The sequence below is a fragment of the Actinomycetospora termitidis genome, from assembly GCF_030286555.1.
Classification (GTDB): domain Bacteria; phylum Actinomycetota; class Actinomycetes; order Mycobacteriales; family Pseudonocardiaceae; genus Actinomycetospora; species Actinomycetospora termitidis.
Genome location: NZ_JASVWF010000004.1, coordinates 469,305 through 485,965, shown reverse-complemented (window position 1 = coordinate 485,965; position 16,661 = coordinate 469,305). Strand labels below are relative to the sequence as shown.

The following is a 16,661-nucleotide window of genomic DNA, read 5'->3' as shown; positions in this document are numbered from 1 at the left end:
GACGTGACGCAGGAACTACCTGCGGATTTTGACCTGCCCGAGCACGACTCCGAGCGCCCGGCCCAGCCGGTGCTCGCGGTCGTCGGGCGTCCGAACGTCGGGAAGTCGACGCTGGTCAACCGCATCATCGGCCGCCGGGAGGCGGTCGTGCAGGACATCCCGGGCGTGACGCGCGACCGGGTCGCCTACGACGCCCTGTGGAACGGGCGCCGCTTCACCCTGGTCGACACCGGCGGCTGGACCCCTGACGCGAAGGGCATGCAGGCCGCGATCTCCGCGCAGGCCGAGACGGCGATGGCCACGGCCGACGCGATCCTGCTCGTGGTCGACGGGCAGGTCGGCGCCACCTCGGTGGACGAGGCCGTCGCCCGGACGCTGCGCCGCTCGGACCGGCCGGTGCTGCTGTGCGCGACGAAGGTCGACGACGAGCGCGCGCTCGGCGAGATCGCCGCGCTGTGGCGGCTCGGGCTCGGGGAGCCGCACCCGGTGTCGGGGCTGCACGGGCGCGGGTCGGGCGACCTGCTCGATGCCGTGCTGGAGGCGCTGCCGGAGTCCCCGCGCGACGACGTCGACCTCGAGGGCGGGCCGCGCCGGGTGGCCCTCGTCGGGAAGCCGAACGTCGGCAAGTCCTCGCTGCTCAACCAGTTGACCGGGGAGACCCGGTCGGTGGTCGACGCGACGGCCGGGACGACGACGGACCCGGTCGACTCGCTCGTCGAGATCGACGGCGAGACGTGGCAGCTCGTCGACACCGCCGGTCTGCGGCGTAAGGTCCACCAGGCCTCCGGCATGGAGTACTACGCGTCGCTGCGGACCAAGGCCGCGATCGAGGCCGCCGAGGTGACGGTGCTGCTCCTCGACGCGAGCGAGCCGATCAGCGAGCAGGACCTCCGCGTCGCCACGCAGGTCGCCGAGGCGGGCCGGGCGCTGGTGCTCGCGATGAACAAGTGGGACCTCGTCGACGACGACCGCCGCGACGCCATGAAGCGCGAGCTCGAGCGGGCGCTCGTCCGGTTCCCGTGGGTCGACCGGGTCAACATCTCGGCGCGGACCGGCCGAGCGGTGCAGAAGCTCGCCCCGGCGATGCGGACGGCCCTGGAGAACTGGGACCGCCGCATCCCGACCGGCCAGCTCAACCAGTGGCTCGCCGACATCGTCGCCGCCACCCCGCCGCCGGTGCGTGGCGGCAAGCAGCCGAAGATCCTCTACGCCACCCAGGCGCAGAACCGCCCACCGACGTTCGTGCTGTTCACCTCGGGGTTCCTCGAGGCCGGCTACCGGCGGTTCCTGGAGCGCAGGCTCCGCGAGACCTTCGACCTGCGCGGGACGCCGATCCAGATCAACGTGCGGGTGCGGGAGAAGCGCAAGAAGTCCTGAGTCCTACCCGCTCGCGGTGCTCGGGCGTCGGCGACGGCCGATCGACCCGTGGTCGACGAGCAGCCTCGGGACCGCGACGGGCGCGCGGTACGTCGGGGTCGGCTCGTCCTCGGGCGCCGGCCGGGGAGCCGGGACGGGCTCCGGGGCCGCGACGACCCGCCGTCGGGACAGGGCCTGGTCTACGAGGGCGCGGAGTCGTCCGAGTGCGTCGGCCACGACACCGACCCTCGTCGAGAGCGGATCTCCTGTCTGCCGTAGTGGACTACTGCACTACGGCGCGCGTCGGGACGTCGCGACGGCGACGAGGGCCGCCCGGTCGGGGAGGCCGAGCCGGGTGCAGGCCCGGTAGACGTGCGATTCCACGGTGCGCACCGAGACGTGCAGGCGCTCGGCGATCTGGCGGTTGGTGAGGCCCTCCCCGGCGAGCAGGGCGATCTCGCGCTCCCGTGCGGACAGCGGCACGGGTGCCTCGGCCTCGATCAGGGCGGGCGTCCGGGCACCCTCACCGACCGCCGCCAGCGCGTGGGCCCGCCCCTCGGCCTCGGCGGCCAGCACGAGCCGGCGGTCCGCCCGGGCCACCGCGGCGGCCTGCGCGGCGGCGTCCGCGGCCTCGAGGACCATCCCGGCCTCCTCGAGCTCCGCGGCGACCCCGAGGAGCCGATCGGGGTCCGCGGCGGTGAGGGCGGCGGCGTGGGCGTGGGCGAGCCGGGACCGGGCGGACCCGAGGGTGCGGTGCAGCTCGTCGAGCCGTTCGGCCTGGTCCCGGTCGCCGAGCCGGACGGCCGTCTGCCGGAGCAGGGCCTCGGCCGCGAGCGCGCCCTGCCCCCGGCAGGTCCGGGCCCCGCGACGGCAGGTCTCGATCGCCTCCCGCGGAGTGCCGGCGGCCGCGGCGGTCCAGGCGCGGGCGAGGTCGTACTCGAACCCCACCACCCCGATGTGCGGGTGACGACGGCGCTCGGCCTCCTCCAGCGCGAGGCGCGCCGCCCGGCCGTCGCCGAGCACCCCGTGGGACTGGGCGATCAGGGCCATGCCCCAGCCACCCCAGCCGCCCCCGTGCCCGGGGAACGACGGCAGGGCGGATTCCAGGGTGCGGATCGTGGCCCGGGGGCGACCGGTGCCGCGCGCGTACCGGGCCTCGTACTGAGCCGCGAACATCGGAGCCTGCGGGCCCGTGAGGCCACGCACCCAGTCGAGCCGGGCCCGGGCGCGCGGCGGCTCGCCGCGCAGGTCGGCGTCGAGCAGCTCCATGTAGCCGATGTTGGTGGCCACGGCGGCGCTGATCGCCGCGCTCGCGGCGTCGATGCCGCGGTCGATCACGGGGCCGAGCGCGTCGTGGTGACCGGACACGGCGCTCGTCAGACCGAGGACGAACACCGCGAGCGCCACGGTCTCCGCGGTCTGCGCATCGTCGGCGAGGAGCCGCTCCGCCGTCGCGATCGCGTCGTCCACGTACCCGGCCGACCCGGCGATCATCGCCCGGATCCCGTCGTAGGCGGGATCGCGGTGGCCGTCGGCGTGCCGGGCCTCGTCCTCGGCGAGCACGTCCTCGCCGGACCGCGGCGGGTCGAGCTGGAAGTGGTGCGACAGCGCGCGCAGGACGACGGCCTGGTGCCGCTCCTCGTCGGTCGCCTCGTCGGTCGCCTCCGCGAGCAGCGCGTCGGCCTCCTCCACCCGCATCCCGTAGTCGAGCAGGTGCGCCAGGCCGAGCTTCGCGGAGAAGCCGCCACCGGCGCCGATCGCGGCGCGCAGCAGGCGCTCCGCGAGCGCGAAGTCGCGCAGGCCCGAGGCCTGGATCGAGGCGCGGACGAGCTCGTCCGGGTCGAGCGGGCGGTCGCTGCCCAGGTCGAGGACCGCGCGCCGCAGCCCGTCGCCGGCCCGTCGTCCGCCGGTGCGCGACAGCGCCTGGGAGATCTCGCCGCGCATCCGGCGGGCCCGGGGCACGCTCAGGGTGGCGCGCACCGACTCGCCGTACAGCGGGTGCGCGAGCCGGACCTCCCAGCGCGCACCGTCCGGCAGGACCGTCACCAGGCCCCGCTCGGCGACGTCCTCGACGGCGGCCTCGCCGACCAGCGTCCCGAGCATCCCGAGGCCCAGCGGTTCGGCGACGGCGAGGAGCTCGAGCACCCGGCGCTGCGGCTCGGTCAGCGTGCCGATGCGCGCGTCGAGCAGGTCACGCAGGGCGGGGGAGAGGGCGACCTCGCCGGTCCACTTCCAGGTGGTGCCGTGGCGGGCGAGCCGTCCCGCGTCGCGCTCGCCCTCGACGAGGTGGCGCAGCCACAGGACGTTCCCGCCCGCGGTCCGGTGCAGCGAGCGGGCGGCGCGGGCCTCCGCCGGTCCGCCGAGGACCGCCGCCAGGACGGCCGTCGTCTGGTCGGGGGTGAACGGCTCGAGGTCGATCCGCGGGGCGTCCTCGTCCTTCCACAGCGCGGTGACGGCGTCCGAGGTCGGTTCGCCCGACCGGAGGGTCACCACCAGGCGGACGCGCCGCGACCGCGCCAGCTGGTGGATCACCGTCGCCGACACGTCGTCGAGCAGGTGGGCATCGTCGACGACGAGCACGCCGTCCGGGTCGGAGCCGAGCGCGTCGAGGGCGGCGCGCACGTGGTCGACGTCGGGGGACGCGGACTCGACCGCGGCCCGGGGGAGCACGTCGAGGAGCGCGCCCAGGGGGATCTCGTGGGCGGACGCCGTCGCCCGCACCGTCCCGACGACGGGTCCGGGGACCCGGGCGGCCAGCTCCCGGGCGACCCGGCTCTTCCCGACCCCGGCAGGTCCGCCCAGGATGACGGCGCCGTGCGCGCGCAGCGCGGCGGCCGCGACGGCGAGGACGTCGTCGCGCTCGGTGAACGGCCACGTGTCCATGGTTGCCGTGCTTCCCCTCGGAGCCTTTCCCCTCGCTGCCTTCCGTTCGGGCCAGAGTGTTCACCATTCGTGGGGAGCGTGGTGAAGGGCCTGTGAACTGTTCCGCGACCGGTCGCGGCGGTACGGTTCGCGGGCCCGAACAGCCGTGACTGGGGGTTCTGCGTGCACGATCTCGGACCGGCCACCGCCGCCACGGCCCGCGTGGTCGCCCTGGTGACCGACGAGGATCTCGACCGCCCGACGCCCTGCTCGGCGTGGCCGGTGCGCGATCTCGTCGAGCACCTCGCCGGCCTCGCCTGGCACTTCGCGGGGGTCGCGCGGGCGACGCCGCCCACGTCGCCGCCGCCCGCGTCGGATCTGCCGGAGGGGTGGCGGGAGCTGCTGGCCGAGGAGCTGGCCGAGCTCGCCGCCGCCTGGCGTGCGGACGAGGCCTGGGAGGGCTCCGACGAGGCCGGGGGCGTGACGATGCCGCGCGCGGCCCTGGGAGTCGTCGCGCTCGACGAGGTGGTCCTGCACGGATGGGACCTCGCCGCCGCGCTGGAGGTGCCGTACGCGGTCGCCGAGTCCGACGTCGAGGTGTGCCTGCCGTTCGTCGAGCAGGTCGCGGGGATGGAGGGCGGGCCCTTCGGCCACCCGCTGCCGGGCGCGGGGGAGTCGGCGGGGTTGGAGCGTCTGCTGCGACTGTCCGGGCGCGACCCGGCGGCGGGCCCGCCGTCGTTGTGAGAGCTCGACTCGTGACGCCTCGTGGTGGTTCGTTTCACGGAGCGTGACGCGCGGGCGCGCACTGTTCCGCGGATCCGCTTCCGCCGGACTCGGTTCTGCGGCAGGGGTGCCGGGCCCCGTGCGCCCGTTCATGATCACGAGTACATGAGGCACGTCGTCGGGTCCTGCTGCGTGCCCCATGTGCTTCTCGCGGAGCGCGGTCGTCACCCGCCCCGTCGACGGGGTGCATGAGGGCGGTGGGGTAGTGTTCACGACGCTGCAGCGGTCGGGCAGCGGTTCGGGACGTGGCGCAGCTTGGTAGCGCACTTGACTGGGGGTCAAGGGGTCGCAGGTTCAAATCCTGTCGTCCCGACAGAACCACGGAGCCCCGTTGACCACCGGTCGACGGGGCTCTCGTCCGTCCGGGGCCCTTGCCCCGCGCGGGTCCGAGGCCGACGATGACGCACCGTGAGCGGCGCCACGGAGGTGTCCGGCGTCGGCCGGTCGCTCCGCCCTGCCGTGATGCTCGCACCGGCGGCCGTCGCCGCCCTCGTGGTCGTGGCGGGCTGGGCGGCCCTGCGGGGAGCCGAACCGGGCGTCGGGTTCGGGATGCCCGACCCGCCGTCGTCGTGGATGGTCGTGGCCGCCCCGGTCCTGCGCCTCGTCGTGACGGAGGTCGGAGGAACGTGTCTCGGTCTGCTGGTCAGCGGAAGGCACGCGACCGACCGCGCCCTGAGCTGGACCGGCGTGCTCGCCGCGGCGTGGGCGGGGGCGGCGTTCCTGGGGTCGGTCCTGCTGGTCGTGCTCCAGCTCGGTCGGGGCGGGCTCGAGGTCCTGGGCCGGCCGACGGTCCTGCTGCACGCGATGGTCACCTTCGGCGAGCCCGCGGCGATGCTGCTGGCGGCGGCGATCGGCGCGGTCGTGACGGTCGTGGTCGGGTTGCGCGAGTCGGCGCCACCGGTGGGCGTCGCGGCCCTCGCGGCGGTGGGCGTGCTCGCCCCGGCGGTCACGGGCCCGACCACCCGCACCGGCACCGGGCACGACCTCGTCACCGACGCCGCCGTGTTCGCCACGCTGGCGGGGGCGGTCTGGCTCGGCGTCACGGTGCACGGGCTGATCGACGGCGCCGGATTCCCTGGCGCCGGGTGCACGCAGCGAGCCGTCACGGCGGGAGCCGTGACCCTCGCGGCCACGCTGCTGGGCGCCGCCGTCCTCGTGCAGGGAGAGTGGCTCGCGAGCCTGCACGGGAGATGGGCCGGGCTGCAGGTCGTCCTGCTCGGGTGCGCCCTGGTCCTCACCCTGCGCCGCGCCGGGCCCGCACCCGTCGTCGCGACCCTGCTCGCGGCGGCCGCTGCCGGTGCCGCTGCCGTGATCGAGCCCCCGCCCGCGCTGCTCCTGCCCGCGACGATGCAGCAGATGATGGTCGGTTTCGACGTCCCGGAGCGCCCGTCGGCCCTCGGCCTGGCGGCCCCGGGGCGGCTCGACCTGCTCTGGGCGGTCGTCGGCGTGACGCTCGCGGTGGGCTACGTGCTCCGGTGGCGTCGGGCGGGCGACCGGCGCCGGTCCCGGCTGGTCTGCTGGCTCGCCGGCTGCGCCCTGCTCGTCGTCACGACCAGCTCGACCCTCGGCGCGCTGTCGATGGCCGTCTTCAGCGCCCACATGGCCGTGCACATGGTGCTGGCGGTCCTGGTGCCGCTGTTCCTGGTCCTGGGCGGACCGCTCACGCTGGTCGACCGCGCGCCGCTCGACACCCCGGCGGTCCGGGTCCTCACCCATCCCGCGGTGTCCCTGACGGTGTTCGTCGGGTCGATGTTGGTCCTCTACAACACTCCACTGTTCGCGGCGATCCTGCCGTCACACTGGGCGCACCAGGTGCTCGCGGCCGTCGTCCTGGTGTCCGGGTACGCGTTCCTCTGGCCGATCGTCGGCGTCGACCCCGCCCCGCGCCCCCTGCCGCACGTGGCCCGGCTCGCCCTCCTGCTGGCCTCGATGCCGTTCCACGCGTTCTTCGGCGTCGCGCTGCTCGGCGCGACCGAGGTCATCGGCGCGACGTACTACGAGCGGCTCGAGGTGAGCTGGGTCGGCGACCTCCTGGCCGACCAGCGGCTCGGCGCGATGATCGCCTGGGGCGCGGCCGAGGCGTCGCTGCTGGGCGTGCTGGCGATCGTCCTCGTGCGGTGGGGCCGGGAGGACCGCCGTCCCGGGCACGCCGGGCCGTCGCCGTGGGACGCGATGGTCGCCGATCTCGCTCGTCGGCGCTGACCGCAACCGATCTTCATGAGGTCTTCACCCGAATGGCGGTCTCCGGAGGTACGCTGCGCAACGATTATGACCCGAGCCACAGGCGTCTCAGGACATTCGGGGGGCCAGGAGGTATGGAGCGGATCGGCCAGTACGAGCTCCTGTCGCTCATCGGGGAGGGCGGCATGGGCGAGGTCTGGCGTGCCCGCGATCTCCGGCACGACCGCGACGTCGCCCTCAAGCTGCTGCCGACCTCGCTGAGCGAGAGCACCGAGTACCAGCGCCGGTTCCGCCGCGAGTCGCACCTGCACGCGCGGCTCCGCGAGCCCCACCTGATCCCGATCCACGACTACGGCGAGATCGACGGCCGCCTCTTCATCGACATGCGGCTGGTCGAGGGCCGGAGCCTCCAGGACGTCCTGCGTGACGAGGGACCGCTCCCCGCCGGACGCACGGTCGCCCTCCTCGGACAGATCGCCGACGCCCTGGACGCCGCCCACGCCGACGACCTCGTCCACCGGGACGTCAAGCCGTCGAACGTCCTGGTCACCCGCAGCGACTTCGTCTACGTCGTCGACTTCGGCCTCGCCTTCAGCCTCGGCACGCCGCAGACGCAGCTGACCGGCACCGGCGTGGCGCTCGGGACGCTCGAGTACATGGCACCGGAGCGCTTCTCGCGGAGCCCCGTCGACGGTCGGACCGACGTCTACTCGCTGGCCTGCGTGCTCTTCGAGTGCCTGACGAAGGAGAAGCCCTTCCCCGGCGACCTCCCGACGCAGATGTTCGGCCACATCAACGTCGACCCCCCGCGCGCCAGTGAGCGGTACCCCGGTGCCCCGGCCGCCCTCGACGCCGTCATCGCGCGCGGCATGGCCAAGGACCCGGACGACCGCTTCCCGACGGCGGGTGCGCTCGTCACGGCCGCCCGCGCCGCCCTGCGCGCCGCGCCGACGAGCCCCGCCGCCCCGAAGCCGACGGCCGCCCCGACCCCGGTCGCCGCGGGCGCCCGGAGCGCGCCCCCGGCCGGGTCCGCCGGGCCGGGCGGGGTCACGACGGTGATCTCGCGGCCGCCGTCCGGACCTCCCCGCGACCCGCACCCGTCCGGTCCGATGCCCGGCGCACCGGAGCCCCCGCCGACCCCGCCGCGCCGACGCCGTGGACTCCTCTGGGGCGCGGTGGCCGTGGTCGTCGTCCTCGTCGCGGCCCTCGCGGTGTTCCTGACGACGGGTCTCGGCGGCGGGGCGCCCACGCGGCCCGCACCCGTGGCCAGCAGCCCCCGGCCGACGGTCGTCGGCACCGTCCCGGTCGGGGCGGCACCGGTCGACGTCCAGGTCGCACCGGACGGCCGCACCGCCTACGTCGCGAACCGCGACGCGGCCACGATCACCGTCCTCGACACCGCCCGCGGAGCCGCGGTCGGGACGATCCCGCTGCCCGGCGCACCCCAGGCGCTCGCGTTCGCCCCGGACGGTGCCCGTGCCTACGTCGGGCTGCTCGGCGACACCGCCGGGGAGGTCGCGGTCGTCGACACCGCGGACGGCTCCCTGGTCGGCCGCATCCCCACCGGCCCGCGTCCGCTGGCGCTCGCGGTGAGCGCCGACGGCGGGCGGGTGTTCGTGTCCGACCCGGACGCCGGGTCGGTGACCGTGATCGACACCGGCTCGGACACCGTCGTGGACCGGGTCGCCCTGCCCACCCCGCACGGGCTCGCTGTCTCGCCCGACGGCGCCCGCCTCGCCGTCGCGAACTACGACGCGAACACGATCAGCCTCGTCGGGACGGACGGCAGCGGCCCGGTCGCGACGACGCCGGTGGGTCGCAACCCGCACGCGGTCGCCTGGCACCCGACCCAGCCGTGGGTGTTCGACACCGACTTCGCGGGCAACAGCGTCTCGGTCACCGACGTCCGCACCGGCCGGGTGGTCGCGACGGTGCCCACCGCGGTCCACCCGCAGGCGGTCACGTCGAGCGCCGACGGCCGACACGTCTACGTCGCCGCCATCGACGCCAACGTCGTGCAGGTCGTGGACACGACGACGTTCGCGGTCACCGCGACGATCCCGACGGGCCGCGGACCCAGCAGCGTCGCCGTCACCCCCGACGGCCGGACCGCCTACGTCACCGACCTGCTCGACGGGACGCTGACCGTGCTGGCGATGGGAGCCTGATGGGGGTCTCGGAGGCCGTCGACCGCACCCGGACGATCCTGCTGGGCCCGACCCAGGACACGCTGCCGACCGACACCCACGACGGTCGCCTCGACCGGCTCGTGGAGCGCCGGTGCGACGCGTTCCGCCGGGTCGGACGAGCCCACCACGTCGCGGTGGAGATCGGGGGGTCGACGGTCGGGTCGCTGTCCTACGTCGACCTCGACACGGCGGCCACGCGCCTGGCCCGCTACCTCCTCCGCCGCCGCTTCGGCGCCGGGGACCGGGTCGCGGTGCTGCTCGAGCGCCCCGCGGACGCCCTCGCGGCGCAGCTCGCGGTCGCGAAGATCGGGGCGGCCTGGGTGCCGCTCGACCACGGCCTGCCCGACGCGGCCCTGGCGGCGGTCGTGCACGCCTCGGGCGCCGGCATCGTCCTCACCACCGCCGACCAGTCCGCGCGGCTCCGCGCCACCGACGTCGACGCGGTCTACCTCGACCGCGTCACCACCCACGTGGACGCCGAGGCCACCCACCGCCTGACCGCGACGGAGCGCGGGGAGGTCGGCGACACACCGGCGTACGTCACCGTGCACGCCGAGGGGACGGACGGCGGCCGGTCCGCGGACCGGGCGCCGGCGTTGCGGGCGCCGGCCGTCGACCACGCCGCCGCGACCCACCTGGTCGGTGTGCTCTCCGACCTGCTCGGCGTGACCACCACCGACCGCGTGTTCCACGACCCGCTCGCCGGGTCGGACCGCGCGCTCCTCGAGACCTGGGTCCCCTGGTCGCGGGGTGCCACCGTGGTCACGCCCGCCCCGGGCGAGAACCTCGCCGGCGCCGCCCTCGGCACCTTCCTGCGGACCACGCGGACCACGGTCCTGCTCGCCGAGCCCGCGACCCTGGCCGGGATCGACGGCGACCTTCCCGACCTGCGGCTGCTGGTGCTCCTCGGCCCCGACCGGCCGGCGGAGACCGTCGCCCGGTGGCAGGCGCCGAACCGGCGGCTGCTCGGGCTGCACGGTGCCCCGGAGGCGGGCGTCGTGTCGCTGTGGACCGAGCTCTCGCCCGGACGCGGCCCCACCCTCGGGCGGCCGCTGCCCGGGCACGACGTCGTCCTGCTCGACCCCGCCGACCCGCGCCGCGCGCTGCCGCCCGGGAAGGTCGGCGAGATCGGGATCACCGGCCCCGGGGTCGCCGGCGGCTACGTCGGGCGCACCGACCTCACCGACGAGGCGTTCGTCCCGATCCCGGGCCAGCCCGCGCGGCGGACGTTCCGCACCGGGGACCTCGGGCGGCTCACCGCCGACCGCGAGGTGGAGTGGGTCGGCCGGGTCGACGGGGCCGGCGGCCGCGGGCTGCGGGTGCGCCCGGTGCACGCGAGCGCGCCCCAGCTGGCGCGGCGGACGGGGATCCCGGGGCGCACGGCGGTCCTCCCGCTGCCCCCGGAACCGGAGCGGCCGCCCGCCGCGAAACCGGCGGCGCACCGCGCGGAGGACCGCCTCGACGCCCCGACCGTGGCGCAGCGCGGACCGGCCACGGCGGACCCGGACACCACGCAGGCGACCGACGCGTCCACCGTGGCGATGCCGCCGACCCCGGCCCGCGGGCGCCCCGCCGCACCACCGACCACACCACCGACCCGCGACCGCCGCGCGCCCCGGACCTTCCCGCCGCCCGTCCCGCCGGTCCCGCCGGTCCCGCCGGTCCGCCCCCGGCCCGACGGCGGCCGTCGTCCCTCCCAGCCGCTGCCGGCGCAGCCTCCCGGTCCGCCCCGCCCCGTCGGGCCGCCGACCCCGGCCCCCACGCCGACCCCGGTGCCGTCCCGGACCCCCGCCCCGGTCGGGCGTCCGTCCGCGCCGGTCCCGGCCGTGCCGGCACCGGTCGCGGCCGGCACCGCCGACGTCCGCGCGGGGCTCGCCGCCGTGCTGGCGGAGGTCCTCGGGCGGGACGACGTGCCGCCCGACGCCGACTTCTTCGCCGACCTCGGCGCGGACAGCCTGCTGATGGCGCGCTTCTGCGCCCGGGTCCGGAAGGACCCGGACCTGCCGTCGGCGGCGATGCAGGACATCTACCAGCACACCACCCTCGCCGGGCTCGCGGACGCGCTCGCCCCGGCCCCGAAGGCCCCCGACGTCGCCGGGGCGGCCCGCGTGCGCGACGGGCTCGCCGCGGTCCTGGCCGAGGTCCTGGGACGCTCCGACGTCCCCGCCGACGCGGACTTCTTCCGCGACCTCGGGGCGGACTCGCTGCTGATGGCGCGCTTCTGTGCCCGGCTCCGCAAGCACCCGGACCTGCCCTCGGTGGGCATGCCCGACATCTACCGGAACCCGACCCTCGTGGCCCTCGCCGCCTCCCTCGGCGCGACGGGTGCCTCCGCGGCCGAGGAGGCCGACCCGGGCGAGGCGGACACGGGCACCGACACCGGGGGCGCCGACCCGTCCCGGCCCCGCGCGAGCACCCCCGCCTTCGTCCTGTGCGGCGCGGCCCAGCTGCTCTGCTTCCTCGCCTACAGCTACCTCGCCGCGGTCTTCCTGACGTGGGCCGCGACCTGGGTGACCACCCCCGGCGTCGGGGTCCTCGCGACCTACGGGCGGGCCGTCCTCGCCTCCGCGGTCGGCCTGGCCGGCCTCGTCGCCCTGCCGATCGTGGCCAAGTGGGTGCTCGTCGGACGCTGGAAGCCGGGCTCGGTGGCGGTGTGGAGCCCGGCCTACCTGCGCTTCTGGGTGGTCAAGACCCTGGTGCGGACGAGCCCGGTGCAGCTGTTCGCCGGCACCCCGCTGCAGACCCTGTACCTGCGGGCGCTCGGGGCGCGGATCGGCAGGGGGGTCGTGTTCCTGACCCCGCAGATCCCCGCCTGCACCGACCTGTTCAGCGCCGGCGACGGAGCGCTGATCCGCAAGGACGCCGTCGTCGCCTGCTACCGGGCCCACGACGGGCGGGTCGAGATCGGCGGCGTCAGCCTCGGCGCGAACGTCGTCGTCGGGGAGTCGACCGTCCTCGACGTCCGCACCGCGATGGGCGACGGGGCGTCGCTCGCGCACAGCTCGTCGCTGCACGCCGGCCAGTCCGTCCCGGCGGGGGAGAACTGGCACGGCTCGCCCGCGCGCCGGGCCGACGCCGCGATGCCGCCGGTGCCGCCGGCGGCCACGGCCGCGCCCCGACGGACGCTGTACTCGCTCGTCTCCCTGGTGATCGCGCTCGGGCTGGTGCTCCCGGCGGGCCTCCTGGCGTTCGCCGTCCTGCGCGCGTGGGTGCCGCACTTCGCGGCCCTGTTCGAGCCGCCCGCCGGCGCCCTCGCCGACCCGTCGTTCTACCTCCGGACGTTCGTGCTCTCCGGGGTGCTGTACGTCGGCGCGATCGTGCTGGGCCTCGCGTTCGTCGCGACGGTGCCGCGCCTGCTCGCCCTCGGGCTGCGCCCGGACACGGTCCACCCGCTCTACGGCGTGCGCTACTGGCTGCACCGCGCCATCGGCACCCTGACCAACGTCAAGCCGTTCGTGGAGCTCTTCGGCGACGCCTCCGCGATCGCCCACTACCTCGCCGCGATCGGGTACCAGCTGCGACCCATCAGCCAGACCGGGTCGAACTTCGGGATGGCCGTCAAGCACGAGAACCCGTTCCTGACGGTGGTCGGCCCGGGCACCGTCGTGGCGGACGGACTGTCGGTGATGAACGCGGAGTACTCCGCCACGTCCTTCCGCGTCTCCGCGACCCGGATCGGGGCGAACAACTTCCTGGGCAACCGCATCGCGTACCCGCCGCAGGGCCGCACCGGGGACGACTGCCTGCTCGCGACGAAGGTCCAGGTCCCGCAGCACGGGCCGATCCGCCAGGGGGTCGGGCTCCTCGGGTCGCCCAGCTTCGAGATCCCGCGGACGGTCGCGCGCGACAGCGAGCTGGACGTGACCGACCCCGCCGAGCTCGCCGTCCTGCTGCGGCGCAAGAACCGGCACAACGCCGTCTCGATGGCGCTGCACGTGCTCGTGCGGTGGCTCTACACGTTCCTGCTCCTGGTCTCCGTCGCGGCGGTCGGGTCGCTGCCGATCGCGGCGGGCGCGGCGGAGGTCGTCGTCGTCGAGGTGGTCGGCCTCGTCCTCCTGGCCCTGTGGTGGGCACTCGTCGAGCGGTGCGTGCGGCCGCTGATGGCCCGCGCCCCCCAGGGGTGCTCGATCTACGACCGGACGTTCTCGCGGCACGAGCGCTACTGGAAGGTCCCCGCCCCGGACTGGGTGCAGATCGCCAACGGCACCCCGTTCAAGCCGTGGATCTGGCGCCTCCTCGGCGTCCACGTGGGTGCCCGGGTGTTCGACGACGGCGCCAACCTCACCGAGAAGTCGTTCACGACCATCGGGGACGACGCCACCCTCGGCGAGGGCACGGTGATCCAGTGCCACTCGCAGGAGGACGGCGGGTTCAAGTCCGACCACGTGGTCGTCGGTGCCCGCGTGACGCTCGGGGTCGGCTCGTTCGTGCACTACGGCACGGTCATCGGCGACGACGCGATCCTCGGCCCGGACACCTTCCTCATGAAGGGCGAGGAGGTGCCGGCGGGGGAGCACTGGAGCGGGAACCCCGCCCGGGCCACCCGCCGGACCCCCGCCCGCCGCGCGGAGGCCGCACCCGCCCCCCAGCACCCCGGCCCGGCCCCGCAACACCCCGTCCCCGGCCCCGTCGCGCCGAGCCGCCCGGCTCTCGACGGTCCCCGCGGGCCCATCCCCTCCGGCGCGGGTCGCGGACTCGTCGACGCCGCCGGAGCACGACCCCGAGAGGACCGACGGCAGCGATGACCACCGTTCAGGAGACCGACCCCACCCCGCAGGTCGACTGGCGCGCCGTGCTCGCGAGCGGCGCGACCGCCCTGGCGCGGTGGGCCGGAGGGTCCGCCGCGGCGGGCAGCGGCAGCCACGTCGAGCCGGTGCCCGCCGACCTCGCCGCCGTGGTGCGGCGGGTCGCCCACGACCACGGCGTCGGGGTCGGCGCCGTCGTCCTCGCCGCCCACGCCCGCGTCCTCGCGGCGCTCACCGGCGAGGCGGAGACCCTCACGGCCCTCGCCGCCGGCCCGGGCCACGAGCCGCGCCCGTGCCGCGTCGACACCGGGGTGGACACCGGCTCTGCGCTCGTCGCGGCCGCCCACGCCGCGCTGGTCCGGGCGGCCGCCGCGCCCGACCCCGAGGCGACCGACCGCGCCCTCGCCGACCTGCGGTCCGATCCGGCCGCCGGCCTGTGGCCGCCGACGGTGCTGAACACGACCGGCACCGAGGACCCCGGCCCGGACCCGGTCGACGACGCGGCGACCGTCCTGCGGGTGGTCTGGACCGGCACCGTCCTGCGGGTCGACCACCGCACCGACGTGCTCGACGAGGGCGCCGCCGCCCGGATCGCCGGGTACCACCTGACCGCGCTGCGGCAGCTGACCGCGGACCCGGCCGCGGCCCCGTCACGGGGGTGCCTGCTCGGGCCCGAGGAGCTCGCGTTCCAGGTCGACGGCCTCGCCGGCCCCGCCCGCGAGCTGCCGGACCGCCGACCGCACGACCTCGTCCGCGACCGCGCCGCCACCCACCCGGACGACGTCGCCGTCGTCCGCGGGGAGGAGGCCTGGACCTACCGCGACCTCGACGAGCGCTCCGACGCGATCGCCCGTGCCCTGCTCGCCCGGGGGCTCGGGGCCGAGGACGTCGTCGCCGTCGTCGCCGAGCGCACCCTCGGCTGGGCCTCCTGCGTCCTGGGCATCCTCAAGTCCGGCGGGGCCTACCTGCCGCTCGAGCCGCACTTCCCGGCCGACCGCATCGCCACCGTGCTCACCCGGGCGGGTGCCCGCTTCGTGCTCACCGAGCCCGGCGCGGCGACGACCCTCGACGAGGCCCTCGCCGGGCTCGGCACGGCGGCGCCGACCCGGCTGCTGGTCGCCGACGCCTGGGCCGAGGACCACGCGGGGGTCGACCCGCGGGTCGAGGTCGGCCCGGAGCGCCTGGCCTACCTGTACTTCACCTCGGGCTCCACCGGCGAGCCGAAGGGCGCCATGTGCGAGCAGGCCGGGATGCTCAACCACCTGCTCGCGAAGATCGAGGACATGGGGATCGACGAGCACTCCGTCGTCGCCCAGACCGCGCCGCAGTGCTTCGACATCTCGCTGTGGCAGCTCGTCGCGGGCTGGCTGGTCGGGGCGACGACGGTGCTGGTCGAGCAGGAGGTGGTGCTCGACGTCCCGCGCTTCGTCGACCTGCTCGCGCGCCGCCGGGTGAGCGTCGCGCAGCTCGTGCCGTCCTACCTCGACGTCGTCGTGTCCTACCTCGAGCAGACGCCGGTGGCCCTGCCCGACCTGCGCCGCGTGGCCGTGACCGGCGAGGCGGTGAAGAAGGAACTGGTCGTGCGCTGGTTCGCGGTGCGGCCCGACGTCCCGCTGGTCAACGCCTACGGGCTCACCGAGACCAGCGACGACACCAACCACGAGATCCTGTTCGCGGTCCCGGACCACGAGCGGATCCCGCTCGGACCGGCCGTGCGCAACGTCCGGGTCTACGTCGTCGACCCGGAACTGGCGCCGGTACCGCTCGGCGCGCCGGGCGAGATCGTGTTCTCCGGGGTCTGCGTGGGGCGCGGCTACGTCAACGACCCCGAGCGCACCCGCGCCGCGTTCGTCCCCGACCCGCTGCGCCCGGGGGAGCGGCTCTACCGCAGCGGCGACCACGGGCGCTGGCTGCCCGACGGGAAGCTGGACTTCCTCGGCCGCCGCGACCACCAGGTGAAGATCTCCGGCTTCCGCATCGAGATCGGCGAGATCGAGAACACCATGCTCCGCGGCCCCGGCGTGCGCGACGCCGCCGTCGTGGTCAGCGAGCGGCCGGGACGGGGCAAGCAGCTGGTCGGCTTCTACGGCGCGCCCGCGCCGATCGCCGACGACGAGCTCCGCGGGCTGCTGGCCGCGTCCCTCCCGCACTACATGGTCCCGCCCGTCCTCCACCACCGCGACGTCCTGCCGGTCACGGCGAACGGCAAGATCGACCGGAAGACGCTGACCGCCCTGGCGCTCGAGCTCGACGAGCCGACCGGCCCCGCCGGGTCCGGCGGCGGCGCCCCGCTGACGTCGACCGAGCGCCGGCTGGCCGGGGTGTGGGCGCCGCTGCTCGGGGTCGACGAGGACGCCCTCACCCCGGACACCCACTTCTTCGAGCGCGGCGGCTCGTCGCTGCTCGCGGTCAAGATGGCGGTGCGGCTGAAGAAGGCGGTCACGCTCCAGGAGATCGCCGCGCACCCCGTCCTCGCCGACCTCGCGGCCCTGCTCGACGAGCGGGCCGCCGCGTCCGACCCCGACCCCACCGCCGCCCCGTGACC

General features: G+C 76.0%; 8 protein-coding genes and 1 tRNA gene. 7 read left to right on the top strand and 2 right to left on the bottom strand.

What is annotated here, in order from left to right:
• Nucleotides 1-3: 3 nt before the first annotated feature.
• Nucleotides 4-1,377, top strand: a complete 1,374-nt coding sequence (der, locus tag QRT03_RS20540) for a ribosome biogenesis GTPase Der (RefSeq protein WP_286054891.1) — start codon at nt 4-6, stop codon at nt 1,375-1,377.
• A 3-nt stretch (nt 1,378-1,380) separates the two neighbouring features.
• On the opposite strand, the gene QRT03_RS20535 is transcribed toward der, so the two are convergent.
• On the bottom strand, nt 1,381-1,593 hold the full coding sequence (locus QRT03_RS20535; RefSeq protein WP_286054890.1) for a hypothetical protein: 213 nt from the start codon (nt 1,591-1,593) through the stop codon (nt 1,381-1,383).
• Between the two features lie 54 nt (nt 1,594-1,647).
• Nucleotides 1,648-4,239, bottom strand: coding sequence for a helix-turn-helix transcriptional regulator (locus tag QRT03_RS20530; protein WP_286054888.1), 2,592 nt, complete (start codon nt 4,237-4,239; stop codon nt 1,648-1,650).
• Between the two features lie 162 nt (nt 4,240-4,401).
• Between QRT03_RS20530 and QRT03_RS20525 the strand changes: the two genes are divergently transcribed.
• The 6 genes from QRT03_RS20525 to QRT03_RS20500 all read left to right on the top strand — a co-directional run bounded on the left by QRT03_RS20525 (nt 4,402) and on the right by QRT03_RS20500 (nt 16,659).
• Nucleotides 4,402-4,962 (top strand): TIGR03086 family metal-binding protein, encoded by a 561-nt coding sequence (locus QRT03_RS20525; protein ID WP_286054887.1) that lies wholly within the window; start codon nt 4,402-4,404, stop codon nt 4,960-4,962.
• Between the two features lie 278 nt (nt 4,963-5,240).
• Nucleotides 5,241-5,314, top strand: a tRNA-Pro gene (locus QRT03_RS20520).
• 95 nt (nt 5,315-5,409) lie between these two features.
• Entirely contained in the window at nt 5,410-7,203 is a 1,794-nt protein-coding gene (locus QRT03_RS20515) for a cytochrome c oxidase assembly protein (RefSeq protein WP_286054886.1), read from the top strand.
• Between the two features lie 113 nt (nt 7,204-7,316).
• The gene (locus QRT03_RS20510) at nt 7,317-9,350 is read left to right on the top strand and encodes a serine/threonine-protein kinase (protein ID WP_286054885.1); all 2,034 of its coding nucleotides are present in this window, start codon (nt 7,317-7,319) and stop codon (nt 9,348-9,350) included.
• Entirely contained in the window at nt 9,350-14,116 is a 4,767-nt protein-coding gene (locus QRT03_RS20505) for a Pls/PosA family non-ribosomal peptide synthetase (protein WP_286054884.1), read from the top strand. Before QRT03_RS20510 ends, QRT03_RS20505 begins: the two co-directional genes overlap by 1 nt.
• A complete protein-coding gene (locus QRT03_RS20500) occupies nt 14,113-16,659 on the top strand; it encodes a non-ribosomal peptide synthetase (RefSeq protein WP_286054883.1) in 2,547 nt (848 codons plus the stop codon). The genes QRT03_RS20505 and QRT03_RS20500 overlap by 4 nt, the downstream gene beginning before the upstream one ends.
• Nucleotides 16,660-16,661: the final 2 nt, after the last annotated feature.

Bases quoted from the DNA above. Each gene is read 5' to 3' on its own strand.
- QRT03_RS20530 (WP_286054888.1), bottom strand. From the start codon at position 4,239: ATGGACACGTGGCCGTTCACCGAGCGCGACGACGTCCTCGCCGTCGCG.
- QRT03_RS20510 (WP_286054885.1), top strand. From the start codon at position 7,317: ATGGAGCGGATCGGCCAGTACGAGCTCCTGTCGCTCATCGGGGAGGGC.
- QRT03_RS20505 (WP_286054884.1), top strand. From the start codon at position 9,350: ATGGGGGTCTCGGAGGCCGTCGACCGCACCCGGACGATCCTGCTGGGC.
- QRT03_RS20500 (WP_286054883.1), top strand. From the start codon at position 14,113: ATGACCACCGTTCAGGAGACCGACCCCACCCCGCAGGTCGACTGGCGC.